The following is a 25,922-nucleotide window of genomic DNA, read 5'->3' on the forward strand; positions in this document are numbered from 1 at the left end:
CTTGACAGCCTCTCGGAGCCATGCACATACTCCTCTATATGAAAAGATCTTTCGCTATTGCGAAAGAGACTCGGAGGAGAGGGCGACTTGCATGGTCAAGCTCGAACCCGTCACCGGAGATCCGGCCCAGCTGAGAGCGGCGTACGCCTGCTTCCCCAGCGGCGTCACCGCGCTCTGCGCACTCGACGGCGGCGAGCCCGTGGGCATCGCCGCCAGTTCCTTCACCTGCGTCTCGATCGACCCGGGACTCGTGTCGGTGTGCCTGCGGAACTCGTCGGCCACCTGGCCCCGGCTCCGCCGGGCACGGCGGCTCGGCGTCAGCGTGCTCGCCGAGCACCACGGCGACGCCTGCCGGGCGCTGTCGTCGAAGGACGGCGACCGGTTCGCCGGGATCGACTGGACCGCCTACACGGAGGGGGCGGTGTTCGTCCGGGACGCGGTCGCCTGGCTGGAGTGCTCGGTCGAGGAGGAGCTCCCGGCCGGCGATCATGCGATCGCGCTGCTGGCCGTCCACGCGCTGCGGGCCGCCCCCGGCCGCCGGCCGCTGGTCTTCCACGGCAGCCGTTTCCGCCGGCTCGTCACGGCCTGAAGCAAGCAGAGCGCAAGGAAGAGGGAGACACATGAAGCTCGACCTGATGTACGAGTTCCAGCCGAAGCCCGGCCCCTACGCCGAACCGTTCCCCGAGGGTCAGAAGAACGCGGAGCGGCAGGCCTACGCCGACGCGTTCGAGCAGGTCAAGCTCGCCGACCGGCTCGGATTCCAGACGGTCTGGGCCGTCGAGCACCACTTCCGCGAAGGACGGTCCGCCTGCGCGAGCAACGAGACCGTCCTGGGCGCGCTGTCCCAGATCACCGAGAACATCCGGCTCGGGTTCGGCGTGGTGCTGCTGCCGTCCGGTTTCCAGCATCCGGTACGGGTCGCCGAGAAGGTCGCCACCGTGGACCTGCTGAGCGGCGGCCGCGTCGAATGGGGGTCCGGGCGGTCGACGCCCAACGAGCAGCTCGCGTTCGGCGTCCCCGCCGACGACCGCTCCCGCGACATGTGGCGCGAGGCGTTCGAGTTCGTCATCGAGGCGTGGAGCAAGGAGCGGATGGCGTGGAAGTCGGAGACCATCGACTTCCCCGAGCGGTTCATCACCCCGCGCCCGCACCAGTCCCCGCACCCTCCCGCATGGCTCGCCGCCGCCAGCGAGACGTCCGCGTACAACGCCGGGAAGCTCGGGCTCGGGCTCCTGTCGTTCGCCCTCATGCAGCCCGTCGAGAAGATGGCGGAGGCGATCCGGACCTACCGCCGCGGCCAGGCCGACTGCGAACGGCCCCTCCCCCGGTTCAAGAACGACCGGGTCGGCGCGTACACCCTCGTGCATTGCACGGACGACCCCGAGGAGGCCGAGCGCTACGGCATCTGGGAGTCGGTCAAGTGGTGGTACCAGAACCTCGCCGAGTTCACGCTCGAGTGGGAGCTGGCCCACCTGCCGGAGGAGGAGAAGCGGAAGGCGTTCCCGCTCCTGGAGCCGACGATCCGCGGCGACATCGACATCGCCCGCTACACGGGGCAGGACATGATCATCGTAGGGACGCCCGAGGAGTGCCTCCGCAAGATCCTCCGGTACGAGGAGGCCGGGGTCGACCAGCTGCTGTGCTACTCCCAGTTCGGGGCCCTGCCCCACGAGAAGGTGATGCGCAGCATCGAGCTGCTCGGCACCGAGGTCATCCCCGAACTGGAGAAGCGCGGGCACCGCCTCGACTACGGCGCCCTGTTCGAGGGCTCCTGACCGTGGGCGCGATCCGGCACCGGAGGCCGCCGATGCCGGGGCGGCGGCCGTCAGGCGGGGAGCTTGCCGCGCGTCCGCTTGGTCACGACGGTGGCGCAGGCCTTGACCCGCTCCCCGATGTCGGTGACCTCCCGCCCGGTCAGTCCGGGAGAGAAGCCGCTCGCGGTGATGGCGACGACCACCCGGCCGTCGGTGTCGAACACCGGCGCCGACGCCATCTCGAGTCCGTACACCTCGTCCGGCTCGACATGGGGCAGGTCGTAGGCGTCGTGCAGCGAGATCGGCGCCAGCGACCCAGGGTCCCCCGGCCCGGCGGGCGCCGGCTCCGCCGTCCCGCCGCGGCCGAGCGCGTACCCGCGCTCGCGGACGGTCGCCAGCGCGTTCTCGACCCGTTCACGGTCGAGGTCGACGCGGGCGCGCCCGAGCCAGGCCGCCACCTCGTCCGGATGCGCCCACGCCATGAAGACCAGGCCGAGCGGCGGAACGAGCGGCACCCGCTCGCCCTCCCGGAACCCGGGGCCGTAGCGCGAGCCCGATCCGCCGACGGCGACGAACACGATGTCCACGGGGGTGGCCGCGGTGACGACCACGTCGGCGTCGAGTTCGGCGGCGAGCCCGTCGATCCGCTCGGTGGCGGCGCGGATCGCGGGATGCTGGTTCAGCGCGGCCATCCCCGCGCTGACCAGCGCCGGCCCGAGACCGTAGGTCCGCCGGACGGGGTGCCTGCCGAGGTAGCCGGACTCTTCGAGGACGGCGAGCACCGCGTGCGCGGAGCCGAGGCTCATTCCGGTGCGCCGGGCGAGGTCGGAGATCGTGAACTGCTCGCCGCGGTGCGTGACGAGCAGATCGATGATCTTCATTGCCCGCGCGGCGGCGGGTGCCGGTCGCGCCATCACGTTCCCCTCAGGTCGGACGCCCGCCCACCACCGGGCGGACGGTGTGCAACGTACCGCACCCGGCCTCGCCCGGCCGAGGCGTATTGCAAAAAGTCTTTCACTCCACCGAAACCAAGGCTAACGGAGACCCATGCACACGGAGCTTGAGCGTGCGTTCGACCTCACCGGGCGGACGGCCGTCGTCACAGGGGCGGCCAGCGGCATCGGCCGCCAGGCCTGCATCACGTTCGCCCAGGCCGGAGCGGACATCGTGCTGACCGACGTCGCCGAGTCCGGCCTCCGCGCGACCGCCGGCGCGGTACGGGCCCTCGGCCGCGCGGCGACGGCGGTTCCGGCCGACGTCACCGACCGGGCGGCCGTCGACGGCGTCGCCCGGGCCGCGCTGGACGGCCACGGGCGCATCGACGTCTGGGCCAACGTCGCCGGCGTGATCCGCTACGGACCCATCGTCGACACCCCCGAAGAGGAACTCGACCTCGTCCTCGACGTCAATCTCAAGGGCACCTACTGGGGATGCGCCGCGGCGGCCCGCGCGATGACGGCACGCAAGGCCGGCTCGATCATCAACGTCGCGTCCACCGGGATGGACACGGCGACGCCCGGCATCTCCTGCTACGCGATGAGCAAGGCGGCGGTGGCGACGCTGACCCGCACGCTCGCCGCCGAGGTCGGCCCCCACGGCGTGCGCGCCAACACCGTCGCGCCCGGCTGGGTGCCGACCGGGATGACGGAGCGCTACTGGGTCGGCGACGACGGCACCGTCGACGAGGCGAAACGCGAACAGATCTTCGCTGATCGAGCGGCGCACACACCGCTACGAACGATCGGCGAGCCGTCCGACATCGCCTGGGCGATGCTCTACCTCGCGGCCGACGCGTCGCGGTTCGTCACCGGGCAGGTCCTGCGGGCGAACGGAGGCGCCTCCATGGCCTGACCGGCCGGGACGCGCGACGGAAGACCCCAGCCAGACACGGGAAGGGCGACCAGACATGACCTCCACCGACCAGAGCCCGGTGCCGGGCTACCAGGAACTCCTCCGCCTCGACGGCCGGACCATCGTCGTCGTCGGCGCCGGACAGGGAATGGGCCGCCAGACGAGCCACGCGCTCGCCCAGTGCGGGGCACGGGTGGTGTGCGTCGACATCGACGCCGCCCGCGCCAAAGAGATAGCCGAGGAGGTCGGAGGCGTCCCCTGGGTCGGCGACGTCACCCGCGGGGACGAGGTCGTCCGGCTGGTCGAGGAGGCCACGGCGGCGGTCGGCGGCCCGCTCGGCGGCTTCGTCGACATCGTCGGGCTGGCCGAATGGGTCGAGGCGATCGACATGGACGAGCGGACCTGGGACGCGCAGTTCGACATCTGCCTCCGCCACGCGTACCTGCTGGGCCGGCACATCGGCCGGCACATGGTCGACACCGGCACGCCCGGGACGATGGTGTTCGTCGCCTCCGTGCACGGCATGACGGCGTCGGTGCGCCACGGCGCGTACGGGGCCGCCAAGGCCGGTCTCATCTCCTGGGTGCGGACGCTCGGGGAGGAGCTGGGCCCTCACGGCATCCGCGTGAACGCCGTCGCCCCCGGCTCCATCCTCACGCCGCGCATCCTGGCGGCGAATCCGGAGGAGGCGACGCGCGAGCGCCCCACCATCCCGGTGCCGCTCCAGAAGAACGGCCGGCCGCTCGACATCGCGTCGGCCGCGCTCTTCCTGAGCGGCGGACTCTCCGACTTCATCACCGGCCAGACGATCGCGGTGGACGGCGGCGCCTCGATCAAAGACCCCTACGTCCTGCCGTGAGCGCCGCCCCCGCCGCATGGCGGCTCCCCGAGCAGCGCCGCTCGACGGTACCGACGCCCGACGACCTCGCCGCCCTGCGCGCCGCCGCCGGAGCCGCGGCACCGCCGGAGATCCCCGGTGTCGAGGTCACCGGCGTCCGGTACGGGGACGTCCCCTGCGTCGTGTGCGCTCCGCCCCGGCCGCGGGGCGTCCTGACCTATTTCCATGGAGGCGGCTACCGGCTGGGCTCGGCCGCCCTGTTCGCGCCCTTCGCCGCCCGCCTCGCCGCCGCCACGAACTCGCGCGTCGTCGCCGTCGACTACCGGCTCGCGCCGGAGCATCCCTTCCCGGCCGCGCTGCACGACGCGATGACCGTCCATGAACGGGTCCTCGCCGAGGGCGGGCCTCCCCCGGCCGCCGTCGGGGACTCGGCGGGCGGCGGCCTCGCCGCGGCGCTCGTGGCCGCCTGCCCGCGGGCGCGGGTCGCCGTCCCCCGTGCGCTCGTCCTGGCGTCGGCCTGGCTCGACCTGCGCTGCACCGCGGGCAGCTACGGCTCGCGGGCGGCGTCCGACCGGCTGTTCTCGCACGCCGCCGCGCGCCAGGCCGCCGGCCAGTACCTCCAAGGACACGATCCCGCCGACCCGCTCGCCTCCCCGCTACTGGCCGACCTCGCCGGCTTCCCGCCGACCCTGCTGCTCGCGAGCACCGACGAGGTACTGCTGGACGACACGCTCACCATGGCGTCCGCGCTGGCGCGGGCCCGGGTGCGGACCGCGCTCGACATCCAACGGGGCGTGCCGCACGCCTGGCCCTCCGTCCACCCCGACCGTCCGGAGTCGGCGGCGGCGCTGGAGACCATCGCCCGCTTCCTCGCCCAGGAGGGCACATGACGACCGGAGGGCGCGCCACTGGAGCCCGCCGCTCCCGTAGCCGGGCCGGAGATTCCTAGCCGGCAGCCGGGGCGCCGGCCACGTGCTCGATGATGTCCGGCAGGCGGAAGACGCGGCCCATGGCGCCCCAGTTGCCGTCCGGGATCTCGACGAGATGCACCCAGGCGACCGGTGCGGAATAGACGCGGCCGGCGTCCTCGTCGGCGTCGGCCAGAACGCGCGTGACGCGCTCGATCATGTCGCGGCGCTTGCCGTCGTCCAGCGACCCGGCGGGGACGCTGACCCGAACCAGGTAGCGCGGGGGCTCGTCGGCGGGCAGCGGGCGGCCGCCGACGAACCAGTCGTCCGGCTCGGTCACCACCAGCCAGGAGATGTCCCGTGCGGCGGGGGTGTCGGGCGCACCCTCGGCCGCCATGACCTCCGCCACCAGCCGCTCCTTGGCCCGGGTGCCGCGCTCGCCGTCCAGGGCGCCCCTGGGCGCGAAGACCTCCACGAAGGGCATGGCCGACCTCCTAGTAAGTACTTGTATTGAACTCACTGTCCGGGGCTCACCCTACGAGCGGTGCGTTCAATGAGTCAACTCACTAGACTGGAAGCGTGCAGAAGACCAGCTTCGCCGACATGCACTGCTCGATCGGCCGCACTCTCGAGGTCGTCGGGCAGTGGTGGAGCCCGCTGATCGTGCGGGACGTCTATCTGGGGTTGCACCGCTTCGACGACATCGCCGGCAACCTGGGCATCTCCCGCAACCTGCTCGCCAAGCGGCTGGAGGACCTGGTCGCGGCGGGGATCCTCGAACGCCGGCGCTACCAGGACCGCCCGCCGCGCCACGAGTACCACCTCGCCGAGGCCGGGCGGGAACTGGTTCCCGTGCTCATGGCGATGATGGCCTGGGGCGACCGGTGGCAGACACCGGCCGGCGGGCCGCCCGTCCGGCTCGTCCACGAAGCGTGCGGCCACGAGTTCACCCCCCGAGTGGCCTGCTCGGAGTGCGGTGAGCCGGTCACCGCGGACACGGTCGACGTGCTCCCCGGGCCGGGCGCGGCCAACGGCCCGGGAACGTGGCTGCTCGGCGGGCCTCTGCCTCGCGACCGCGACGACTCCCGCTGACCCGGAACGTCCCGGGTCCCGCGCCCGCGTCCGGCCGGTGGCTCCGTCCGGACTACTCGCGTACCGCGGGGAGGACGTCGTCGAGAAGGCGGTCGATGACGGCGTCGGCGTCGCCGGTACCCGGCGCCGGCATGAAGACGAAGTGCCGGACGCCGGCGGCGGCGAAGGCCCGCAGCTCGCCGATCACCTCGGGCACCGTTCCCACGACCGCCACACTGCCGATCATGGCGTGGAAGTCCTGGGCGTAGGTGCCGCCGATGGTGCGCGCCGCCTCCCGGCGGGCGCGCGGGCCGTCGTCGTGGACGTTCACGAACACGAAGGCGTACCAGCCGAATCCGCCGAGGTCGCGGCCCGCCTCGGCCGCGATCGCCCGGATCCGCCGGACCGACGCCGCGTACCGGCGCGGTGAGTACAGGTAGGGCATCCACCCGTCGCCGATCGCCGCCGCGCGGCGCATCGCCCGTTCCTTGCGGCCCGCGATGACGACGGGCGGGCCACCGGCCTGTGCCGGCGCGGGGTGGATCCTGACGTTCTCCATGGCGAACAGGGGGCCGTCGTGGGAGATCTCCTCCGCCGTCCACAGCCTGCGCAGCAGCGGGACCGCCTCGTCCAGCCGGCGCCCGCGCTCCTCCAGCGGAACCTGGCAGGCCCGGAACTCCTGCGGGTACTCGCCGCCGATCCCGACCCCGAGGAGCAGCCGGCCGGCGGTCGCCCGGTCGAGGTCGGCCACCTGCTTCGCGATCATCGCCGGCGGATAGAGCGGCAGCGGCAGTACCGAGGTGCCGAGCCGGGCACGACCGGTCACCGCGGACAAGCGGGCGAGGTTCATCATCGGCTCGGGTGACGGATTCCGCGAGGCGACGTGACCGCCCGTCCACAGCGAGTCGGCGCCGCGCCGTTCGAGGCGGACGGCCCGCTCCAGGTCGCCGCCCACCACGAAGCCGACCTTCATCTCAGGCGCCTCTTCTCCGCCGCCAGCGGGACCACAGGTACGCCGACCCCAGGACGATCAGGGACTCCGGTGCCCCCGTCGCGATGTCGGCGAGCCCTGGCCACGGGCTCGCACCAGGTCGTTCGGCCTTTGAGGGCACTGTGGGCCCTCCCTTCTCAAAAGGCGTCGAATCCGGGCGATTCCGTACGTTGCCGATGGGTCGCCACGAGCGCCCGTGCGGTGCGCCTCGCGTGCGGCGTCCGCCATCGGGGAGGACGGGCGTCAGCCACGGAAGGTTCTGGCGGTCACCAGGCCCGTGAGGCGGTCGCCGTGGCCGGAGTCGCGCAGCTCCGCCCGGGCGAGCCCGTCGCGCAGGCGTGCGGTCGCGACCACGGGCCCGACGCGCGCTGCGTGGAGGTAGGTCAGGCTGAGCGAACGGAGCGTGTCGCCGGGCGCCAGCGACAGCACCGCCTCCTCCGCGACCAGAGCGATGAGCCCGCCGTTGACGGAGTCGGTGGCGTTCAGCCCGTCCTCCCTCCGGGGAAGGGCGGCCGTCCCCGCGCCGCGGCGCTCGCAGCCCACGCGCTCGGCCAGCGGCACGGCCAGCCGCGCGCCCGTCGCGGGGGAATCGAGGCTGTGCATCGGCGGCAGCCGCACGTCGGGGTCCGGCGCCATCATGAACAGGCCTTTCGAGATGGCCAGCGGCTCGCCGTCCACGGTGAAGTCGACCTCCGCGACGATCGTCGAGCGGCCGGCCTTGACCGTCCTGGCGATCCCGACGAGGTCGCCGGCCGCCGGAGCCGGCCGGTAGAGGTGCACGTCGAGTTCGAGCGTCACCGGTACGCGCGGGGCGATGACCCGGGTCGCGAGCAGGCCGGTCAGCATGTCCGCCCAGGTGGCGAGGATGGACGTCCGCAGATGGGAGGTCCCCGGCACGTGCATCTGCGGCGTGATCGAGGCCGTGCCGTGCAGTTCCTCGCCGACCCGCCTGGTCGAGAAGCCGAGTTCGTTGAGGACGTGGCGCGGGGTCTCCTCCGCCGCGGCGATGGTCGGGTTCACTCGGGCGTCTCCTTGCGTGCTCGCGGTCCGGCCTCGCCGGCTCCCGGGCGTCCCGTCATGGCGCTCCTTCACCCGGCACAGATAGTTTGATATTTCTAATAATACTGATTCACTGATTCGAGGCGCAACCACAGACCGTGGACGGGCACGTGTGAAGGAGTGCGGGCATGACCGAGACGGCATCGCAGCAGATGATCGACATCTTCGATGTGGAGGCGGTCGACGACGGCCCCGACGGGCCGCGCCGGTTCCGGGGGGACAGCTTCGACGAAGGGCGCCAGGTGGTGGAGGGCAGCCAGATGCTCGCGCAGGCGGTCGTGGCCGTGGGCAAGGCCCTGCCCGGGCGTACCGTCCGTTCCGCGCACGCGCTGTTCGTCTCCGTGGGCGACCCGGCGCTTCCCCTCGAGTTCACCGTCACCCCGGTCCAGGCCGGTCGGTCCTTCGCGAGCGCGACGGTCGCCGTCGCGCAGAACGACCGGATCCGCTCGACCGTCACCCTGCTGCTGGACCGGCCGCAGCCCGACGTCATCAGGCATGACCGGTGGACCGGCGGGCCCGTCGGGGGCCCCGGCACCGCGTACCCCGCCGGGATGCCGATGCAGGGCCGGGAGGTGCGCATCGAGGGCATCCGGGACCTCGACGATCCGGAGGAGGTCGGGCCGCCCGTCGTGAACGCCTGGCTGCGCTACGACGCCGTGCCCGAACGCGACGACCTCCGCCGCGCGCTGCTGACCCACTTCACCGGGCATCTGTCCATCGCCACCTCGATGCGCCCGCATGCGGGGGTCGGCACGGCCCAGGCGCACCACACCATCTCGACCGCGCCCATGGGCATCGGGGTGACGTTCCACGAGCCCCTCGGCTGGGACGGCTGGATCCGCTACCACCACGAGGGCGCCTACGCCGGGGCGGGCATGAGCCACGTGCGCGGCCAGGTGCTCACCGAGGACGGCCGCCTCATCGCCTCGTTCACCCAGGACGCCATGATCCGCAACCTCCCGGCCGGCGGCCCGGCGGCCTCCGCACCCGTCGAATCCCGGTTGTGACACCGGACGCCTCCCGACGCCTCCCGACCGGGGTGCCGCTGACCCGCGGATCATCGGCACCCCGGGCGGCGGAGTCAGCCGAGCGCCGGAAGGACCTCCTCGGCGAAGAGTCTGGACGACTCGGGGCGCCCGAAGTCGTGGAACTGGCAGACGAACAGCTCGGCCCCGGCCTCGCGTTCCGGGCGCAGCGCCGCGGCGACCTCGTCGGGCGTCCCGGCGATCAGCCCGCCCCACGCACCGAAGCGGCGCCGCGCGAGCTCCACGACCTCGTCCCGGGCGGCGGTCGAGGGGGCGAGCCCGATCGGATGCTGCACCGAGACGCGCGCCGCGCCGATCGACGGGCGCAGCTCGGCGATCCGGTGCGCGGCGCTGGACGGGCAGTTCCACCAGTCGGCCGAGCGGGCGACGAGCGGCAGCGTGAGCTTCGGCCCGGCACCGCCGATATGGATGGGCACCTCACCGGAGACCGGGCGCGGGAGGCAGACCGCGTCCCGGAGCGTCCAGTGCCTCCCGTCGAAGTCGACCTCCTCGCCCGTCCACAGCGCGCGGAGGATCTCGATGGTCTCGCCGAGCCGCTCGGCGCGCACCGCGGGGCCGGCGCCGGTGAACCCGTAGTCGGCGAGTTCCCGGGCGACCGAGCCCCACCCCAGCCCGAGGTCGAACCGGCCGCCGGAGACGACGTCGAGGCTGGCGGCCATCTTCGCCAGCATCGCCGGATGGCGGAACTCCGTACACAGCACGAGGTGGCCCACACGCAGCCGCTCGGTGCGCACCGCGACCGCCGTCGCGACGGTCCAGGCGTCGAGCATGGGCAGGCCGCGGCCGGCCGGGGGCGACAGGTGGTCCATGAACCAGGCGGAGTGGAATCCGGCGTCCTCCGCCGCCCGTGCGCGCGCTTCGATGGTCGCCAGATCCATCCGTACCTGCGGCAGGTAGATGCCCGCCCGAGCGGTGTTCACCGGGCCATTTCCTTGAGGACCATCGAACGGTCGGCGCCGGACGCGACGAGTGCGCGGTAGCGCATGAACGGCGCCGGGGCGCCGAACGCGACGACGCCGCTCAGCACGCCGCCGGTGAGGTACCCGGCGACGGTCCCCTTCACGGGGCCGTCCTCCAGCCCCGAACCGTGCAGGGCGACCACCTCGTCCGCGCCGCCCGTCCGGCCGGCGACCTGCAGCCTGAGATCGAACTGGTCGGACCAGACGTAGGGCGGGGCGGCGGCCGGGGGTTCGGCTCCGAGGATGTCGCGGGCGACCCGCGAGGCGTGGTCGATCGTGGTGCTCCAGTGCTCCCCGCGGTGGTACTCGCCGGTGACCGGGTCCCACCAGGCGGCCGCGTCCCCCACGGCCCAGACGTCCTCCAGGCCGATGGCGCGGCCGCGGGCGTCGCAGGCCAGGCCGTCCTGGACCCGCACCCCGGCGCCGCCGAGCCAGGTGAGGTCCGGGATACCGCCGACGCTCGCCAGGACCACGTCGGCCGACAGCAGCGTCCCGTCCGCGAGCTCGATCGTGTGCCGGTCGGGCATCCGCAGGATCCGCGTTTCTAGGCGCAGGTCGATCCCCGCGTCCTGGAAGAGCCGGGCCGCGAGCCCGCCGACCTCGCGCCCCAGGACCCGCTCGCAGGGCGCCGCCAGGGCCTCCAGAACGGTGACCTCGATGCCTCTGCGGCGGGCGGCGCAGGCGACCTCCGCTCCGATGAACCCTCCGCCCACGACGATCAGCGAGCCGGCGAAGTCGAACGCCTTCCGCAGCGCGAGCGCGTCGTCGAGGGTCCGCAGGGACGCGACGCCGTCCGGCTGGTGCGGCACCCTGCGCGGGACGAGTCCCGTCGCGGCGACCACGGCGTCGCCGGTGACGCTGCCGCCGTCGTCCAGGTCGACCGTCGTCCCGCGCAACGCCACTGCATGGGTGCCCAGCCGCATCGCCACGTCGAGGTCCGCCAGGCCAGCGCTGTCGCGGAGGGTCGCCCGCTCGGGCTCCCAGCGTCCGTCGAGGATCTGCTTCGACAGCGGCGGCCGGTCGTACGGCGGATGCCGCTCGGCGCCGATCAGCGTGATCCGTCCCGCGTACCCGTCCGAACGCAGCCTCTCGATCGTGCGCAGCCCGCCGAGGCCGGCGCCCACGACCACCACGTGCCCGGGCACGGCCGCCGCCCGTTCCCCGGCCGCCATCAGTCCGACGCGGGGAGGGGCTTGGCCGACTTCTGCTCGAGCGCCACGCCGTCGACGGCGACCGCGTGCTCGCCGCCCTTGGTGCACAGCAGCTCGATCTCCATCCCCTCCACGGTGTACCGCTTCCCCAGCAGGAGGCCCGGGCCGCCGGCCCCGCCCGCGGCGGGCACCTCGCCTCCCGGCTCCTCCGTCATCTCGTGGCCACCGCAGGTCACCGTGACGTCCTCCTGAGGACTCCTGATCACGACCACCGAGGTCGAGTCCACGACGCTCTTCAGGGTCTGCCCCAGTCGCAACTTCATGCGCGCTCCTTCTCCGTTCATGCGCCCTTCCGAACTGAACACGATCCTCAATAAAGTTGTCAACATATCGAAGAGTAGCGGGATCGGTCGGGCCGCGCACGGGTTCGTTTCGCCGGCGCGACCAGGCACGCCCGCTCCACGACACCGCTGCGGGAACTCGGTTCCGGCAGGGGGCTGCGATAGCGTTTTGATTTTGACTTTGGTGGTGGAAGGGATCGTTAAGTGGCTGGTGATTCCGGTGGTGCGGTGCTGTTGAGTGAGGCGGGGCCGGGGGTTCGGGTGGTGACGTTGAACCGGCCGGGTGTGGGTAATGCGATGACCGAGGAGATGACCCGGGATTGGGACCGGGTGCTGGATCGGGTGGCGGCCGATTCCGGGACGCGGGTGCTGGTGGTGACGGGGCAGGGTGAGTCCTTCTCCTCGGGCGCGGATCTGTCGTGGCTGGTCGAAAACCAGGACCAGGGTCAGGGTGGGGAGGTGACGATCGATCGGTTGCGGGAGCGGATGCTGCCGTTCTATCGGAGTTGGTTGCGGCCGCGGTGGTTGTCGTTTCCGGTGATCGCGGCGGTGAACGGGCCGGCGGTGGGTGCGGGGGTGTGTCTGGCGCTGGCGTGTGATCTGCGGGTGGCCGGGCCGGGTGCGCATTTCAGTACCCCGTTCGTGTTCCGGGGCACGCACGGGGGGATGGCGGCGACCTGGCTGTTGCCGGAGGCGGTCGGGATCACTCGTGCCCGCGAGATGCTCTACACCGGGCGGCAGGTTGCGCCCGCGCTGGCGTTGGAGTGGGGGCTGGTCAACGACACCGCCGACGACGCGCTCCAGCACGCTTTGGCCATGGCCGAGCGCATTGCGCAGGCCGCGCCGATCGCGTTGCGGCTGACCAAGAACGGTCTGGAGCAGGCGGCCGGCGGGCTGGAGGCCTCCCTGCAATGGGAGGCACTGGCCCAGCCCGTCACCCTCACCACCTCAGACCTGCACGAGAGCATCACCGCCTTCCACGAACAACGACCACCACAATTCCGCGGCCGATGACAAGGCGCCTCCCGGCCCGTTCCCGCCTCAGCCGCCGCGCGCCTTGACCATGGCGCCGCGGCTGACCTTGGTAGCGGCGCTGCGGGGGACGGCGTCCACGATCTCCACCGTCTTCGGCGCCTTGTAGGCGGCCAGGCGCCCCTTCGCGAAGGCGATCACCTCGTCGGCCGAGGGCGGCGCGGCGGGGTCCGCGGGTTCGATGACGGCGTGGACCCGGCGGCCCCACTCGGGGTCGCGCAGGCCGATCACCACCACGTCCGCGATCTTCGGGTGGTCGATGAGCGCGGTCTCCACCTCGGCGGGGAACACGTTGGCGCCACCGGTGATGATCATGTCGACCGCGCGGTCCTTGAGGTACAGGTAGCCCTCGTCGTCGAGGTACCCCATGTCCCCCGCCGTCTGGAACCCGTCCTCGGTGGCCGCGGCGCGCTCGTTCGTCCCGAGGTAGGTGTACGAGCCCTTGAGGGCCGCCGACTTCAGGTAGACCGTGCCGGTCTCTCCCGGCGGCAGTTCCTTCCCCGCCTCGTCGAGGATGCGGATCTCGGTGCCCCGGAAGCCGCGCCCGACGCTCCCCTCGTGCGTGAGCCACTCGTCGCCCCGCAGCGCGGTGAGACCGAACCCCTCGGTCATGCCGTAGGCCATGAAGACGCGTTCGGGCCCGATCAGGTCGGCCCACCGGCGCACCAGCGACGGCGGCATGGGCGCCGCTCCCTGCATGAACCACTGCAGGCTGGACAGGTCGCGCCGGCCGATGTCCGGAAGGTTCGCGATGCGCTGCAGCATGGTGGGCGTCGCGGTGAACGTCGACACACGGTGCCGTTCGATGAGGTCGACCACGCGCGCCGCGTCGAACTTCTCCATGACCAGGAGGCGGTCGCCCCCCAGCAGGTTCATCAGCGGGGAGAAGCCGTTGGTGTGGTACATCGGCGCCGGCACGAGGATGGTCTCGGGGCGCGGGACCGGCTGCCACGCCGCCGCGAACGGCGTCGCGCGCGCCTCGTCGAAGAGCGCGGGGCTCTCGCTGATGATCACCTTGGGGGTGCCCGTGGAACCGCTGCTGCAGATGCCGAAGACCTGCGGCGACACCGCGTCGGGCAGGTCGGGCACCGGGTCGCCGGCGGTCGCCCGGATCCACGGGATGTCGGACGGGCCGAGGTGCACCTTCGGGTCGATCACCTCCCGGACCCGCGACAGCTCCCAATCCGGCAGGTCCCACCGCACCGGGACCGGCACCGCGCCGAGCTTCCACGCGGCGAGTGCGCCCAGGACGAACTCGGGGGTGTTGCGGAGGCTCAGCGCGACCCTGTCCCCCAGGCCCAGCCCGCGGTCGGCGAGCGCACCGGCGACCTGGCTCGACCGGCGGTGCAGCTCGCTCCTGGTGAAGGTCACCTCCTCGCCGTCGAGCAGGCTGAAGCACAGCGCCCGCTCGTCGGGGCGTTCCTCGGCCAGTTCGGCGATCCGTCGGCTGTAGCTTCTCTGGCTTTCCATCAACGGCCTCCAGCGGCGGCTCGGTTGTCGGCGTTCGGGCGGGCCCGGACATGCGGGGGCCGACCGGTGAACGCCCAGGCGAAATGTCTAGATCGACGTCGAGGTCAGATGCGCGGCCGCATGATCACACCGGGGGGGCGGAAGGGGGTCCGTACGCCTCGGGTGCCGGGTCGCACGGCGGCCCGCGCCGCTCGTGCGCGGGCCGCCGTGCGGCTCAGGTCCCGTCGGCCGCGCCGCCCGGCCGGCCGCCGATGCCGGTCAGGCAGAATCTCCAGAGACGTTCGGCGATCGCCTCGACCGGCTCCTCGCCCGGCGCGAACGCGTGGTGATGGAAGACGGACATGACCAGCATGGACAGGAACTCGGCATCGTGCTCGACGTCGCGCGGGGCGAGCAGCCCCGCCCGCCGCGCCGCCTCGAGTTCCCGGGCGACCATGCCGACGAACGGGCGGGAGGCGCGCGACACCTCTTCCGGGAAGAGCTGGAGGAGCCGCCAGTGCTCAGTGGTGATGAACCGCGCCGCCGCGTTCCCGCTCCCGTTTCCCAGGCTCTCCAGCGCGGACACGATGTACCGGCGCAGGCGCTCGACCGGGTCGTCGATGTCCCGCGTCGAGGCCTCGTACACCTCGGTCTGCCGGTCGATCAGGTCCTCGAGGACGGCCAGGAGAAGCTGGTCCTTCCCGCCGAAGTGCCGGTAGAAGGTCTGGACCGCGACGCCGGCCTCCTTGGCGAGCTCCTGCGTCGTCCACTGGCCGCCCTTCTCGGTGATCAGCCGTTGGGCGGCGTCGACCATGGTGCGAGTCTGCTGCATGTTGCGCGTCCGCCACCGCTGCACCAGCGGCGACCGGTCGGCTGCGTTCTCGGCCCATGGCACGGCGGTCATGTTACTCGCGCTCACGTCGGGGACAGCACCACGACCGGGATGCGGCGTTCGGTACGGGACTGGTAGACGTCGTAGTTCGGCCAGACCTCCGTCACGATCTTCCACAGCCGGGGCCGCTCGTCCTCGGACGCGGTGCGTGCCGTCACCGGCAGGTGCTCCGCCCGCACCTGGATCTCCGCCTCGGGGGTGGCCTCCAGGTTGCGGTACCACTGCGGGTGCTGGGGAGCGCCCCCCATGGACGCGACGACGAGGTAGTCGTCGCCGTCGCGGCCGAAGATCATGGCCGAGGTGCGGGGCTGCCCGCTCCTGCGGCCGGTCGTGGTCAGCAGCAGCGTCGGAACGCCGTTCCACATGTAGCCGACCTCGCCGCCGGTCTCCTGGTAGCGCCTGACGTGCTCGGCCCCGACCAGTCCGAGGTCGGGCGCCTTGTAGCCGGGTTCTCTCTCGCTCATGGGATCGTCCTTCTAGCCGAAGAGCACGGGGATCTCGGTGACTCCGCGTTCGTACATGCCGATGAAGCGGGGCTCGGCGGCGTCGGGGTCCAGCCGCAGGTTCGGGAGCCGGTCGAGCAGCGCTCCGATGCCGGTGCTGATCTCCGCCCGGGCGACGTGCATGCCGAGGCAGATGTGCGGGCCGCCGCCGAACGCGAACGAGGCCCGCATCGTCCGGGCGATGTCGTACTCGTCCGGACGCTCCCACCGGGCCGGGTCGCGGTTCGCCGCGCCCAGGCACAGGTGCAGCACCGAGCCGGCGGGGAGGCGCGTGCCGTGGAAGTCGACGTCCCGCGTCACGTACCGGGAGAACATCGGGTCGGTGGGCATCCACCGCAGCGCCTCCTCTGTCGCCGGGCGGAGCAGCGAGCGGTCCTCCTTGACCCGCTGGAGCAGTTCCGGCCGCTGCAGCAGGGCGGTGATCGTGATGCCCATCTGCTTCCAGGTCGTGCCCGACCCCGCGAACAGCAGCAGCAGCGCGAACGAGTAGATCTCGGCGTCGGAGAGCCGGTGGGTGCCGCCGTCCTCCTCCTTGAGCTCCGCCTCGACGAGCACGCTGATCAGGTCGTCCCGCGGCGCCTCCCGGCGGGCGGCGACGATCGGCTCCAGCATCCGCACGATCTTCACCGGGTCCTGCAGCGACTCCCGCACTTCGAGCGCCTGCTCGGGCGGCATCCCGAAGCTGCCGGTGATGGTCAGCAGCGGGATGGCCGCGCAGAAGTCGACGTTCAGCTCCGCGCGGCCGTCGCCGGCGAACCCGTCGATCAGCTCGTGGACCGTCCGCTCGATCCAGTTGGTGATCCACCACCTGGCACGCGCCGGCACGAACGACGGCTGCACCAGCGCGCGGTAGCGGCGGTGCTGGTCCCCCGCCATCGACAGCATGCTGTTGGAGACGTCGGCGGCGCCGGTGGGGTCGACCTCGTCCGGGGAGGAGGCGAACACCTCCGGGTTGCGGTAGGCCGCGTCCAGGGCGGCGTGGCCGAACGCCGAGTAGTGCGGCCGGTCGGGCTCGGGCAGGCCCTGGAAGACGGCCGAACCGCGGTACCCGGTCAGTTCGTGGACGGTGCCCTCGTGCACCGGCCCGCTTTCCCGCAGCTCGTGCCAGATCGGGTACGGGTCCGTGGTGAAGTCGCCGCCCATCCGCGCGTTGTAGCTGCTGCGGAGGTCGAACAGCTCCCGGATCCGCGCCCGGTCCAGCGCCTGTGTCTCAGTCATCGTCCCTCACTTCGCCACGTACCCGCCGTCGACCGGGAGCAGGACGCCGGTGACGTTGGCCGACCGGTCCGACACCAGGTAGATCGCGGCCTCGGCGCAGTCCTCGGCGGTGATCGGTTTCCCGAGCGGATGCTGGGCGCCGGTGTGCCGCACCGCCTCCTCGCTCGGGCCCGACTCGTCGCCGAGCCCTCCGGCCGCCATGAACTTCGTGAACGGCATCCCCGCCGGGCAGATGGCGTTCGCCCGGATGCCGAACGGCGCGCCCTCGATCGCGACGGCCCGGGTGAGCTGGTGCACGCCGCCCTTGGTGGCGCCGTACACCGAGCCGCCCCAGCCGACGAGACCCGCCACCGAACCGGTGTTGAGGATGACCCCGCCGCCGCCCTGCTCCTTGAAGCGGAGCACCGCGTGCTTGCTGCCGAGGAAGACGCCGCGGAGGTTGACCCCGATCAGCCGCTCGAAGTCGTCCGCGGAATGGTCCTCCAGCCTGGCTCCGAGCCGGGGCGTGGGGATCCCGGCGTTGTTGAACAGGATGTCCAGCCGGCCGAAGTGGTCGGCCGCCGCCGCGAGCATCGCGACGACGTCGTCCTCCGCGGAGACGTCGGCACGGACGGCCACCGCGGCGCCGCCCGCCTTCCCGATCAGCTCGGCCGTCTCCTCGACCCGCTCGAGGCTGATGTCGGCGCACACCACGCGCGCGCCCTCCTCGGCGAACCGGAGGGCCGAGGCGCGTCCCACGCCCGAGCCCGCGCCGGTGACCACCGCGCTCTTGCCGTCCAGCATGGCGCTCACGCCGTCGCTCCGTCCTTCGCTCTGCTCAGCGCCCCGGTGGGGCACCCTTCCACCGCTGATCTGATGGCGTCCTCCGGGTCGCCTCGCTGGTCGACGACGACCGCCGTGCTCTCCTCGTCATGGGCGAAGGTCCCCGGCGCGAAGACGAGGCACATCCCCGCGCCGATGCACTTGTCCCGGTCGACGACGACACGACCGCTCATCGTTCAGACTCCGGCCTTGACGGGCGGCTCGGCCGGCGTGAACCGGTAGAGGCGCTCGGCGTTGCCGCGGAGGATCTTGTACTGCGTCTCCGCCGGCAGGCCGACCATGGTCTTCTTCGCCACCTCGATGCTGTTGGGCCAGGTGGTGTCGGAGTGCGGGTAGTCGGTCTCGCACATCAGGTTGTCCTCGGGGATCTCGCCGAGGCTGGCGATGGCGTGCGCGTCCTCGATGATGCAGAGGTAGATGTGGTCGCGGAAGTCGGCCCGCAGGTCGAGGTTGTCCAGGTCGACCACGTCGCCGCTGCCGGCGTGGTCCATGAACTTCGTGCCGCGCTTGACCCAGTGGCGCTGCTTGTCCAGGACCTGCTCGGCCCGCTCCAGGAAGTAGGGCGCCCAGCCGGCCTCGCCCTCCGACAGCGCGATCTTCAGCTTGGGGTAGCGCTGGAACAGGCCGCTGAACAGGAACGACAGCATCGTGCCCGAGGTCCTGGTCGCGCCCCAGGTGAGGTTGGCCATGAACGGCGCGTCCGAGCAGATCTGCGGCAGCGTCGAGGACGACCCGACGTGCATCGACACGACCATCTCCAGGTCGTTGGCCGCGGCCATCACCGGCTCCCAGTAGCCGTTCGGGTCGTGGATGGTCGGCAGGCCGAGCGGCTCCGGGTTCTCCGAGAACGCGAACGAGGTGGCGCCCTTGGCGGCGCAGCGCTCCATCTCCTCGGCCGCCAGCCTCGGGTCCCACAGCGGGATCAGGATGAGCGGGATGTAGCGGCCGGGCGCGGCCGCGCACCACTCGTCGATCATCCAGTCGTTGTAGGCCTGCAGGCACGTGAACCCGAACTCGCGGTCCTCGGCCTCGTAGAAGAGCTGACCGCAGAAGCGGGTCACCGACGGGAAGCACAGCGAGGCGAGGATGCCGGCGCGGTCCATGTCCTTCACCCGCGCGGCGGCGTCGTAGCAGCCGGGCGCCATCTCGCTGTAGGGCACCGGTTCCGGGCTGAACTCCTCCTTCGCCTTCCCCACCACGGCGCTCAGGCCGGAGCTGGGCATCCGCTTGCCGTCGTAGACCCAGAAGTCCATGCCGTCGTCGCCGACCTCCATGTGCGGCGCGCGGTCGCGGTCCTTGCTCGGTACGCGGTCGACCCACACGTTCGGCGGCTCCAGCACGTGGTCGTCGACCGAGATCAGCCAGTCCAGGTTCAGTTCGGACGCCATTTCCTCTTCCTTTCGGTTGGACGGGCTCACCGGAGCCCGCCGATGGCCAGGTGCTTCACTTCCTGGAAGGCCCGGATGCCGTCGGGCCCGCGCTCCCTGCCGAGACCGCTCTGCTTGTAGCCGCCGCTGGGCGCGTAGGCGCTGAACATGCCGGTGTTGACGTTGACCGCTCCGGTCCGCAGCCGGCGGGCGACGGACGTCGCCGCGGCGGTGTCGGCGCCGTAGACCTGGCCGGACAGCCCGTACTCGCTGTCGTTGGCGATCCGCACGGCGTCGTCGAGGTCGCCGTAGCCGATGATCCCGATGACCGGTCCGAAGATCTCCTCGCGTGCCGCCGGGTTGGCGTTGTCGGGCAGGTCCAGGACCGTCGGCTGGAAGTAGTAGCCGCGGTCGAGGCCCTCCGGGCGGCCGCCCCCGTACGCCACCCTGCCGCCGTTCTCCACGGCCAGCCCCACGAAGCTCTCGCAGCGTTCCCGCTGGGCGGCGCTGATGACCGGCCCCATCGCGGCGGACGGGTCGGTCGGAGGGCCGACCTTGAGGGCCGAGTACGCCCGGGACACCGCCTCGACGACCTCGTCCTTGCGGTCGTGGGGCACGAGCATGCGGGTCGCCGCGACGCACGCCTGCCCCGCGGTCGCCGCCACGACGGCGAGCGCGCCCGCCGCGGCCGACTCGACGGCGTCGGGCAGGTAGATCTGGGCCGACTTGCCGCCGAGTTCGAGCGCCACGCGTTTGATCGTCGGCGCGGCCTGGCCGAGGATCAGCCGGCCGACCGTGGTCGAGCCGGTGAACGACACCATGTCCACCGCCGGATGACGGGTCAGCAGTTCCGCGCCCTCGGGCCCCGGCTCCAGCACCACGCTCAGGACACCGGGCGGCAGCCCGGCCGCCTCGGCGGCCGCGCCGAACACCACCGAGGACAGCGGCGTCAGCGGGCTCGGGCGGAGCACCACCGAGTTGCCCGCCATCAGGGCCGGGATGATCTTCTGCAGGCCCATGAGGAACGCCGCGTTGTACGGCGTGATGGCCGCCACCACGCCGACGGGCTCGTGCCTGCGGACGCTCAGCCGCACCCCGTCGCGGACGAGCTCGTCCACCGGGACGGGGTTGGACTCCTCGTGGGTCATCGACAGGTAGAGGTCGATGGTGTTCCGCGAGATCGCCAGGCCGGCGCCGAACTGCGCGTGCTGGGCGAAGACCTCGGGCTGCCCCGCCTCGGCGACCATGGTGGCGACGAGCGCCGCGCGGGTCCCCTCGATGTGGTCGAGGAAGGCGCGCAGCACCCGGGCCCGTTCGAGGGGCGGGGTGTCCGCCCACACCCCGGCGTCGAAGCCGCGCCTGGCCTCGGCGATCGCGCGCTCGATCTCCGCGACGGGCGCGGTGGAGACGTCCGCGACGTGCGACTCGTCGGCGGGGTTCTCGACGGCGAACGTGTCGTCGCCGTCCGTCCACTTGCCGGCGATGTAGGAGCCGCGTTGAGGTAGGAGTGATGTCAACGGCCCGTCCCTTCTCTCGTGGTGGGGCGCCGCCAGGAGCGGCGGGATGCGCGGGTCGGATGTGCGTGGTCAGAAAGGTGTGGCGCTGTAGACGACGGCGCCTCCGTAGTGCGGTGACGACTGGCACGCGACACCGACGGTCGCGCTCTCGCGCTGGCGCGCTCCGGCGCGGCCGGAGAGCTGCAGGTAGCACTCGAGCATCTGCGGGATGCCGTGCATCCGGCCGTTCCCGAGGGCCCCGCCGCCCGACAGCACGGGCAGGCCGTCGGGCCGGTCGGCGTCGATCCGCCCGTCCTGGACGAAGCGGTGCGCCTCGCCCTTCGGGCAGAAGCCCAGGAGTTCCAGCCAGAAGTAGACGAACGGGGAGAAGCCGTCGTAGAGCTGGGGAAGATCGACCTCCGCCGGTCCCACTCCGGCGCTCTCCCACAGCCGCCGGACGGTCGCCTCCCCGGCGGTCATGATGTCGTCGAGCGGCCAGTGCAGCGGCAGCCGCGCGGCCGCGCTCGCCCCGGCCGCGTACCCCGACACGTACACCGGGCGGTGCGGCAGGTCCCGGGCCCGCTCCGCGGTGGTCAGGACGAACGCCGCGACGCCGTCCACCGGGATGTCGCAGTCGAACCGGCACACCGGGTCGCTGATCATCGGGGCCGCGAGGTACTCCTCGGCCGTGAGCGGCCGCTCGTACCAGTACGACCAGGGGATCCGGGAGCCGTTCTTGCGGGCCTCGACGACCACGGCGGCCATCGACTCCCGCTCGGCGCCGTACCGCTGGAGGTACTCGTTGTAGGGCAGCCCGATCATCGACAGCGGTCCGAAGAACCCCTGCGGGACGGTCCACTGGTCGATGCCGGCGGCCTCCCGGATCGTGCTGGCGTGGTAGCGCCCGGGGGGATTGTGCAGGGCCCGGAACATGACGACGTAGTCGGCCGCGCCCGCGGCGAGGGCGTTGACGGCCGTGGCGACGGCGCCGGGGATCTGGCCGATCCCCTGGAAACTCGACACGTGGCGCGGTTCGGTGCCGAGGCGCTGGGCCAGCCAGCCCGCCGTCACCGTGCTGATCCCGTCGGCCGCGGCGTGGGAGCCCGCCGTCGGGAACAGCGACGCGGCGACGACGCCGTCCACCCGCTCCGGCTCCAGCGCGGCGTCGGCGATCGCCGCCCGCACGGTGTCCACGGCCAGGGCGCCCAGCGGCCGCGCCGCGTGGCGCCGCACGTCGCTGTGCGCGTACCCGACCACCGCGATCTTGTTGCGCGCCGGGAACCCGCGGCTCATGCCGCACCGTCCAGGACGAACGCCGGCACCGCGACGCCCGGCGCCACGTCCTCGAACGCCACCCGCACGCCGGCGCCGAGGCGCACGGGGGCGTCCGGGCCGTCGAGCAGCCGCCCGACCATGCGCAGCTCCTCCTGCTCGGCCAGTTCGACGTCCACCAGCACGAAGGGGACGAGCCGCTCGAAGCCCGGCAGGAAGGCCTGCCGTACGGTCGTCCACGACCGCACCCGTCCCCGGCCGCTCACCGGCTCGAAGGCGAACCCGGGCGCGGTGCTGTGGCAGTGCGGGCAGAGCTGGTCGGGAAGGATCACGAACGCCGTGCAGGCGGAGCAGCGGGCCAGGACGAGCCTGTGCTCGGCCGCCGCCTCCCAGTACGGGGCGGAGGTCTCGTCCGGGACCGGGAGGGGCCGCCCGGTCGCGGCGGGCGCCCCTGTCTCGCGCGTCGTGGTCATGGGACGGCCCCGGCGTCCTTGAGCTCGGCGATCCGCTCCCAGCTGTACCCGAGGTCGAGCAGCACCGCCTCGGTGTGCTCGCCGTGCTCGGGCGCCCGGCGCAGGGTCGGCGGGCGCTCGTCGAACTGCACGGGGACCGTCGGCAGCGAGTAGGACGCCTCGTCGTCGACGACCTCGTCGATGTAGCCGTTGGCCAGGACCTGGGGATCGGTGAGGAGCTCCTCGACGGCCTGCACCGGCGCCCACGGCGCGTCGATCCTCGCGAGCAGCTCCTTCCACTCCTCGAAGGTCCGCCCGGCGAACTCCGCCTCCAGTTCGGCGACGCACGCCGCGCGGTTCTCGCGCCGCGCCGCCATGTCGGCGAAGCGCGGGTCGGCGGCGAGGTCGTCGCGCTCGACCAGCCGGCAGAAGTCGGCCCAGTAGCGGTCGCCCTGCAGGAAGACGAGCTGGATGTGCCGGTCGTCCTTGGTCCGGTAGATGCCGACCAGGGGGTTGACGTAGGCGTCCTCCGCCGAGGCGGCGCGCGGCCGCTGCCCCTGGAGGGCGGAGAGCAGGTCGGAGGACAGCGTCCACATCGCGGTGGCGAGGAGGGAGACGTCCACGACCGATCCGCTGCCGGTGCGCTCCCGGCGGAGGAGGGCCGACGCCGTCCCGAACGCGAGCGCCATGGCGCCGTTGCGGTCGCCCATCGCGCCGCGCTGGCTGATCGGGTGCGCGCGGTCGGGCGGCGTCAGGACGTGGGCCATCCCGCCCTGCGCCCAGAAGGCGGACGAGTCGTAGCCGGGGCGGTCGGCGTGGGGCCCGCGCACTCCGAAGCCGTGGCCCCGGGCGTAGACGAGCCGGGGGAACCGTTCGGTGAGCGTCTCGGCGTCGAGCCCGAGGCGCCGCAGCGCGCCCGGGCGGAAGCTGGTGAGGAAGACGTCGGCGGTCTCCAGCAGTTCGTCGAGCACGGCCCGGCCCTGCTCGTGGCGCAGGTCGAGGGCGACGGACCGCTTGCCGCGGTTGGCCAGGGCCATCGACAGGTTCACGCCGCCCGAGTCGGTCCCGATCCCCTGTGTGGCGAGGCCGCGGTACGGGTCGCCCTCCCGGCGCTCGATCCGTACGACGTCCGCGCCCCAGTCGGCCAGGAGGGCGCCGGCGACCGGAACGAACACCCACTGTGCCAGTTCGACGACTCTCAAACCGTCGAACGCTCCTTCGTGCACGAAGCTGCCTCCCCTGGTCGGGCGCTGGAACCTGAGTACGCGCAACAGTAGAACGGGAGTCTCATCTTGTAAATAGTTTTGTGATTTTGGATCTGATGAACCAAGCCGGGACCCGCCCGCTCCAGGCGGGTCCGCCGCCCGTTCGAGGCCGCCGACCTGCTTCATGATCAGGGGCGGAGGCGGTCCGCCCCACCCCTGGAGTGGCCCGGATTCCTCTCTGGCCAGATCCGCGAGGCGGTGTTACCTTCCCATTTCAGAGTTCCAAAACTATAAATCAAAGGAGTCCGATGTCCTCACCGACCCAGCGCCACCTGCCCGCCCCGCCCGCACTGGAGGACGTCCTGTCGCCCGCGTGGCTCGACGCGGCGCTCGGTACCCGCTTCCCGGGCGTCCGCGTCACCGCGGTCACGCCCGGTCCCGTCGTCAGCCGGCTGTCGACCAACGCCCGCTTCCGCATCGAGTGCGAGTCCGGCCTTCCCGACGGGCTGTCGCCGAATCTGTGCGCCAAGGGGTACTTCACGGAGCTGGGCTGGCCGGCCCGCAGCGCGGGGGTGCCCGAGGTCGCCTTCTACCGCAACCTGGCCGCCACGTGCGGTGTCCGCACCCTGCGCAGCGTCTACGCGGACATCGACCCCGAGACCCGGCACGGCGTGGTCATCACCGAGGACGTCGTCGCCCAGGGCGCCACGTTCCTCGACCCCGCGAGCGAGTACACGCCGGAGCTGGCCGCCGAGAGCCTCGAGCAGCTGGCCCTGCTGCACGCCTCGACCTGGGGCGATCCGGCTCTCGGGGCCGAGGACTGGCTGGCGTCGCGGCTCCACTACACCCTCGCCGCCCGCGGGGTGAAAGAGATCCGGGCCAATTTCGAGAGCGACATCGGCGCGGGCGTGCCCGCGGAGGTCCGCGATCCCGAACGGCTCGTCGCGGCGTACCGCACGCTGATCGGGCAGGCCGCGGCCGAGTCCCCCTGGTCGGTGATCCACGGCGACGCCCACGTCGGCAACCTCTACCGCGACGGCCGCGGCCGCCCTTCCTTCCTCGACTGGCAACTGGTGCAGCGGGGGCCGTGGTACCTCGACGTCGGGTACCACATCGCCTCCACGCTCACCGTGGACGACCGGCGGCGGAACGAGCACGACCTGCTCCGCCACTACCTCGACCGGCTGCGCGCCGCCGGAGTCGAGGCGCCGTCGTGGGACGACGCGTGGCTCGGCGTGCGGCGCGGCATCGTCCACGGCTTCTACCTGTGGGGCGTCACCCAGCAGGTCAAGCCCGCCATGACCAGCGAGCTCCAGCACCGCCTCGGCACCGCGGCCGCCGACCACGACAGCTTCGCCGTACTGGGCCACTGAGCCCGCCCCGCCGGCGAAGGCCCGCGAGGCGGACCCGGTCCGTCCCAGGAGGCCCGTCCGAGTCCCGGAGGCACCCATGCCCCCCACGCCCGCCCCATCCAGAAAGCGGGGCCACACCGGCCTGCTGATCGCGCTGATCGCGATCGAGGTCCTGGCCGTCACCGAGACAGCGATGGCGATCGCCGCCATCCCCACCTTCATGCGCGTCTTCGAGGCCGACTCCGCGGCCGCGGGCTGGACCACCACCTCGTACCTGCTGGTGGGCGCGGCCTGCGCCGCGACCGGCGGCCGGCTCGGCGACATCTTCGGCCGCAGGAAGGTCCTCACGCTGCTGCTCACGGTCGCGGCCTGCGGATCCCTGATCAGCATGCTGGCCACCGACCTGTGGATGGTGGTGCTCGGCCGTACGGTGCAGGGCCTCACCGCCGTCATCCTGCCGATCTCCTTCGCGCTGGTGCGCGAACTACTGCCGGCACGGCGGGTACCGGTCGCGAACGCGCTGCTCGTCGGCATCGTCCCGGTCTGCGCCGGCATCGGGGGCATGCTCGGCGGGGTCCTGCTCGACAACGGCGGCCGGCGCCTGATGTTCCTGGTCGCCACCGTCATGGGGGCCGCCGCGGCGCTGGTCGCGTTCGCCGGCCTGCCGCGCACGCCCAGGCTCACACCGCGCCCCTCGGTCGACGTGGTCGGCGCCGCGCTCCTCGTCCCCGCCACCCTCTTCGGCGACGCCCGCCGCACCGGCCCGGAGCGCGCGGCGGCACCGCGTCCCGGCACCGAGCAGGCGGCGGCCTGAAGCAGAACCTCCGCGAGCACCACCTCGGCCGCGTCCCCCGAACCGAACGGGCGCGGGTCACCAGCCCCTCTCCCCACCA

28 protein-coding genes are annotated in these 25,922 nt (G+C 72.5%); 10 read left to right on the forward strand and 18 right to left on the reverse strand.

The genetic code is table 11. The features are described from left to right. The first annotated feature begins 91 nt into the window (after positions 1–91). Entirely contained in the window at positions 92–589 is a 498-nt protein-coding gene (locus tag AB0881_RS18140) for a flavin reductase family protein (protein WP_366618072.1), read from the forward strand. A 31-nt stretch (positions 590–620) separates the two neighbouring features. Next, a complete protein-coding gene (locus AB0881_RS18145) occupies positions 621–1,775 on the forward strand; it encodes an LLM class flavin-dependent oxidoreductase (RefSeq protein ID WP_366618073.1) in 1,155 nt (384 codons plus the stop codon). A gap of 50 nt (positions 1,776–1,825) precedes the next feature. Here AB0881_RS18145 and AB0881_RS18150 read toward each other — a convergent pair whose 3' ends face one another. Continuing rightward, on the reverse strand, positions 1,826–2,668 hold the full coding sequence (locus AB0881_RS18150; protein WP_366618074.1) for a helix-turn-helix domain-containing protein: 843 nt from the start codon (positions 2,666–2,668) through the stop codon (positions 1,826–1,828). A 133-nt stretch (positions 2,669–2,801) separates the two neighbouring features. Between AB0881_RS18150 and AB0881_RS18155 the strand changes: the two genes are divergently transcribed. Genes AB0881_RS18155 through AB0881_RS18165 form a run of 3 tightly spaced genes read left to right on the forward strand, consistent with a single transcriptional unit; the run spans position 2,802 to position 5,333 of the window. Continuing rightward, positions 2,802–3,605, forward strand: a complete 804-nt coding sequence (locus AB0881_RS18155) for a glucose 1-dehydrogenase (protein WP_366618075.1) — start codon at positions 2,802–2,804, stop codon at positions 3,603–3,605. Positions 3,606–3,660: 55 nt separating this feature from the next. Then, a complete protein-coding gene (locus AB0881_RS18160) occupies positions 3,661–4,464 on the forward strand; it encodes an SDR family oxidoreductase (protein ID WP_366618076.1) in 804 nt (267 codons plus the stop codon). Continuing rightward, positions 4,461–5,333, forward strand: coding sequence for an alpha/beta hydrolase fold domain-containing protein (locus AB0881_RS18165; RefSeq protein ID WP_366618077.1), 873 nt, complete (start codon positions 4,461–4,463; stop codon positions 5,331–5,333). Before AB0881_RS18160 ends, AB0881_RS18165 begins: the two co-directional genes overlap by 4 nt. A 55-nt stretch (positions 5,334–5,388) precedes the next feature. Here AB0881_RS18165 and AB0881_RS18170 read toward each other — a convergent pair whose 3' ends face one another. Then, positions 5,389–5,835: a hypothetical protein gene (locus tag AB0881_RS18170; protein WP_366618078.1), complete on the reverse strand. Its 447-nt coding sequence runs from the start codon at positions 5,833–5,835 to the stop codon at positions 5,389–5,391. Positions 5,836–5,930: 95 nt separating this feature from the next. On the opposite strand from AB0881_RS18170, the gene AB0881_RS18175 reads away from it, so the two are divergent. Then, a complete protein-coding gene (locus tag AB0881_RS18175; RefSeq protein ID WP_366618079.1) occupies positions 5,931–6,443 on the forward strand; it encodes a helix-turn-helix domain-containing protein in 513 nt (170 codons plus the stop codon). A 52-nt stretch (positions 6,444–6,495) separates the two neighbouring features. Here AB0881_RS18175 and AB0881_RS18180 read toward each other — a convergent pair whose 3' ends face one another. Continuing rightward, positions 6,496–7,395, reverse strand: coding sequence for a TIGR03619 family F420-dependent LLM class oxidoreductase (locus tag AB0881_RS18180; RefSeq protein ID WP_366618080.1), 900 nt, complete (start codon positions 7,393–7,395; stop codon positions 6,496–6,498). A gap of 261 nt (positions 7,396–7,656) precedes the next feature. Beyond that, positions 7,657–8,433, reverse strand: a complete 777-nt coding sequence (locus AB0881_RS18185) for a hotdog domain-containing protein (RefSeq protein WP_366618081.1) — start codon at positions 8,431–8,433, stop codon at positions 7,657–7,659. A 167-nt stretch (positions 8,434–8,600) separates the two neighbouring features. Between AB0881_RS18185 and AB0881_RS18190 the strand changes: the two genes are divergently transcribed. Then, positions 8,601–9,479, forward strand: coding sequence for an acyl-CoA thioesterase domain-containing protein (locus AB0881_RS18190; protein WP_366618082.1), 879 nt, complete (start codon positions 8,601–8,603; stop codon positions 9,477–9,479). Between the two features lie 74 nt (positions 9,480–9,553). Here the strand turns inward: AB0881_RS18190 and AB0881_RS18195 are convergent, their stop codons facing one another. The 3 genes from AB0881_RS18195 to AB0881_RS18205 are packed head-to-tail and all read right to left on the reverse strand — an operon-like array spanning position 9,554 to position 11,951. Then, a complete protein-coding gene (locus AB0881_RS18195) occupies positions 9,554–10,438 on the reverse strand; it encodes an LLM class flavin-dependent oxidoreductase (RefSeq protein ID WP_366618083.1) in 885 nt (294 codons plus the stop codon). Further along, positions 10,435–11,649 carry an FAD-dependent oxidoreductase gene (locus AB0881_RS18200; RefSeq protein ID WP_366618084.1) on the reverse strand — a complete coding sequence of 405 codons (1,215 nt, stop codon included), beginning with the start codon at positions 11,647–11,649 and terminating at the stop codon, positions 10,435–10,437. Before AB0881_RS18200 ends, AB0881_RS18195 begins: the two co-directional genes overlap by 4 nt. Next, positions 11,649–11,951 carry a hypothetical protein gene (locus tag AB0881_RS18205; RefSeq protein ID WP_366618085.1) on the reverse strand — a complete coding sequence of 101 codons (303 nt, stop codon included), beginning with the start codon at positions 11,949–11,951 and terminating at the stop codon, positions 11,649–11,651. The genes AB0881_RS18200 and AB0881_RS18205 overlap by 1 nt, the downstream gene beginning before the upstream one ends. 222 nt (positions 11,952–12,173) lie before the next feature. On the opposite strand from AB0881_RS18205, the gene AB0881_RS18210 reads away from it, so the two are divergent. After that, positions 12,174–12,983 (forward strand): enoyl-CoA hydratase/isomerase family protein, encoded by an 810-nt coding sequence (locus AB0881_RS18210; RefSeq protein WP_366618086.1) that lies wholly within the window; start codon positions 12,174–12,176, stop codon positions 12,981–12,983. Between the two features lie 27 nt (positions 12,984–13,010). On the opposite strand, the gene AB0881_RS18215 is transcribed toward AB0881_RS18210, so the two are convergent. The 11 genes from AB0881_RS18215 to AB0881_RS18265 all read right to left on the reverse strand — a co-directional run bounded on the left by AB0881_RS18215 (position 13,011) and on the right by AB0881_RS18265 (position 23,674). Next, a complete protein-coding gene (locus AB0881_RS18215) occupies positions 13,011–14,471 on the reverse strand; it encodes an AMP-binding protein (RefSeq protein ID WP_366618087.1) in 1,461 nt (486 codons plus the stop codon). Between the two features lie 214 nt (positions 14,472–14,685). Further along, positions 14,686–15,345 (reverse strand): TetR/AcrR family transcriptional regulator, encoded by a 660-nt coding sequence (locus AB0881_RS18220; RefSeq protein WP_366618088.1) that lies wholly within the window; start codon positions 15,343–15,345, stop codon positions 14,686–14,688. Positions 15,346–15,365: 20 nt separating this feature from the next. Next, positions 15,366–15,806, reverse strand: coding sequence for a nitroreductase family deazaflavin-dependent oxidoreductase (locus AB0881_RS18225; RefSeq protein WP_366618089.1), 441 nt, complete (start codon positions 15,804–15,806; stop codon positions 15,366–15,368). 12 nt (positions 15,807–15,818) lie between these two features. Beyond that, positions 15,819–17,063 (reverse strand): cytochrome P450, encoded by a 1,245-nt coding sequence (locus AB0881_RS18230; protein WP_366618090.1) that lies wholly within the window; start codon positions 17,061–17,063, stop codon positions 15,819–15,821. A 6-nt stretch (positions 17,064–17,069) separates the two neighbouring features. Further along, positions 17,070–17,846 carry an SDR family oxidoreductase gene (locus AB0881_RS18235; RefSeq protein ID WP_366618169.1) on the reverse strand — a complete coding sequence of 259 codons (777 nt, stop codon included), beginning with the start codon at positions 17,844–17,846 and terminating at the stop codon, positions 17,070–17,072. 5 nt (positions 17,847–17,851) lie between these two features. Continuing rightward, positions 17,852–18,058 carry a ferredoxin gene (locus AB0881_RS18240; RefSeq protein WP_366618091.1) on the reverse strand — a complete coding sequence of 69 codons (207 nt, stop codon included), beginning with the start codon at positions 18,056–18,058 and terminating at the stop codon, positions 17,852–17,854. Positions 18,059–18,061: 3 nt separating this feature from the next. Beyond that, positions 18,062–19,273, reverse strand: a complete 1,212-nt coding sequence (locus AB0881_RS18245; protein WP_366618092.1) for an amidohydrolase family protein — start codon at positions 19,271–19,273, stop codon at positions 18,062–18,064. A gap of 26 nt (positions 19,274–19,299) precedes the next feature. Continuing rightward, positions 19,300–20,769: an aldehyde dehydrogenase family protein gene (locus AB0881_RS18250; RefSeq protein WP_366618093.1), complete on the reverse strand. Its 1,470-nt coding sequence runs from the start codon at positions 20,767–20,769 to the stop codon at positions 19,300–19,302. Between the two features lie 69 nt (positions 20,770–20,838). Next, entirely contained in the window at positions 20,839–22,041 is a 1,203-nt protein-coding gene (locus tag AB0881_RS18255) for a thiolase family protein (RefSeq protein ID WP_366618094.1), read from the reverse strand. Beyond that, a complete protein-coding gene (locus AB0881_RS18260) occupies positions 22,038–22,493 on the reverse strand; it encodes an OB-fold domain-containing protein (protein ID WP_366618095.1) in 456 nt (151 codons plus the stop codon). The genes AB0881_RS18255 and AB0881_RS18260 overlap by 4 nt, the downstream gene beginning before the upstream one ends. Beyond that, positions 22,490–23,674 (reverse strand): CoA transferase, encoded by a 1,185-nt coding sequence (locus AB0881_RS18265; protein WP_366618096.1) that lies wholly within the window; start codon positions 23,672–23,674, stop codon positions 22,490–22,492. The genes AB0881_RS18260 and AB0881_RS18265 overlap by 4 nt, the downstream gene beginning before the upstream one ends. 311 nt (positions 23,675–23,985) lie before the next feature. On the opposite strand from AB0881_RS18265, the gene AB0881_RS18270 reads away from it, so the two are divergent. Both AB0881_RS18270 and AB0881_RS18275 read left to right on the forward strand, forming a co-directional pair. After that, positions 23,986–25,050 carry a phosphotransferase gene (locus AB0881_RS18270; protein WP_366618097.1) on the forward strand — a complete coding sequence of 355 codons (1,065 nt, stop codon included), beginning with the start codon at positions 23,986–23,988 and terminating at the stop codon, positions 25,048–25,050. A gap of 76 nt (positions 25,051–25,126) precedes the next feature. After that, positions 25,127–25,843, forward strand: coding sequence for an MFS transporter (locus tag AB0881_RS18275; RefSeq protein WP_366618098.1), 717 nt, complete (start codon positions 25,127–25,129; stop codon positions 25,841–25,843). The last annotated feature ends 79 nt before the right edge of the window (positions 25,844–25,922 follow it).

The sequence above is a fragment of the Spirillospora sp. NPDC029432 genome (assembly GCF_040703975.1).
Classification (GTDB): Bacteria; Actinomycetota; Actinomycetes; order Streptosporangiales; family Streptosporangiaceae; genus Spirillospora.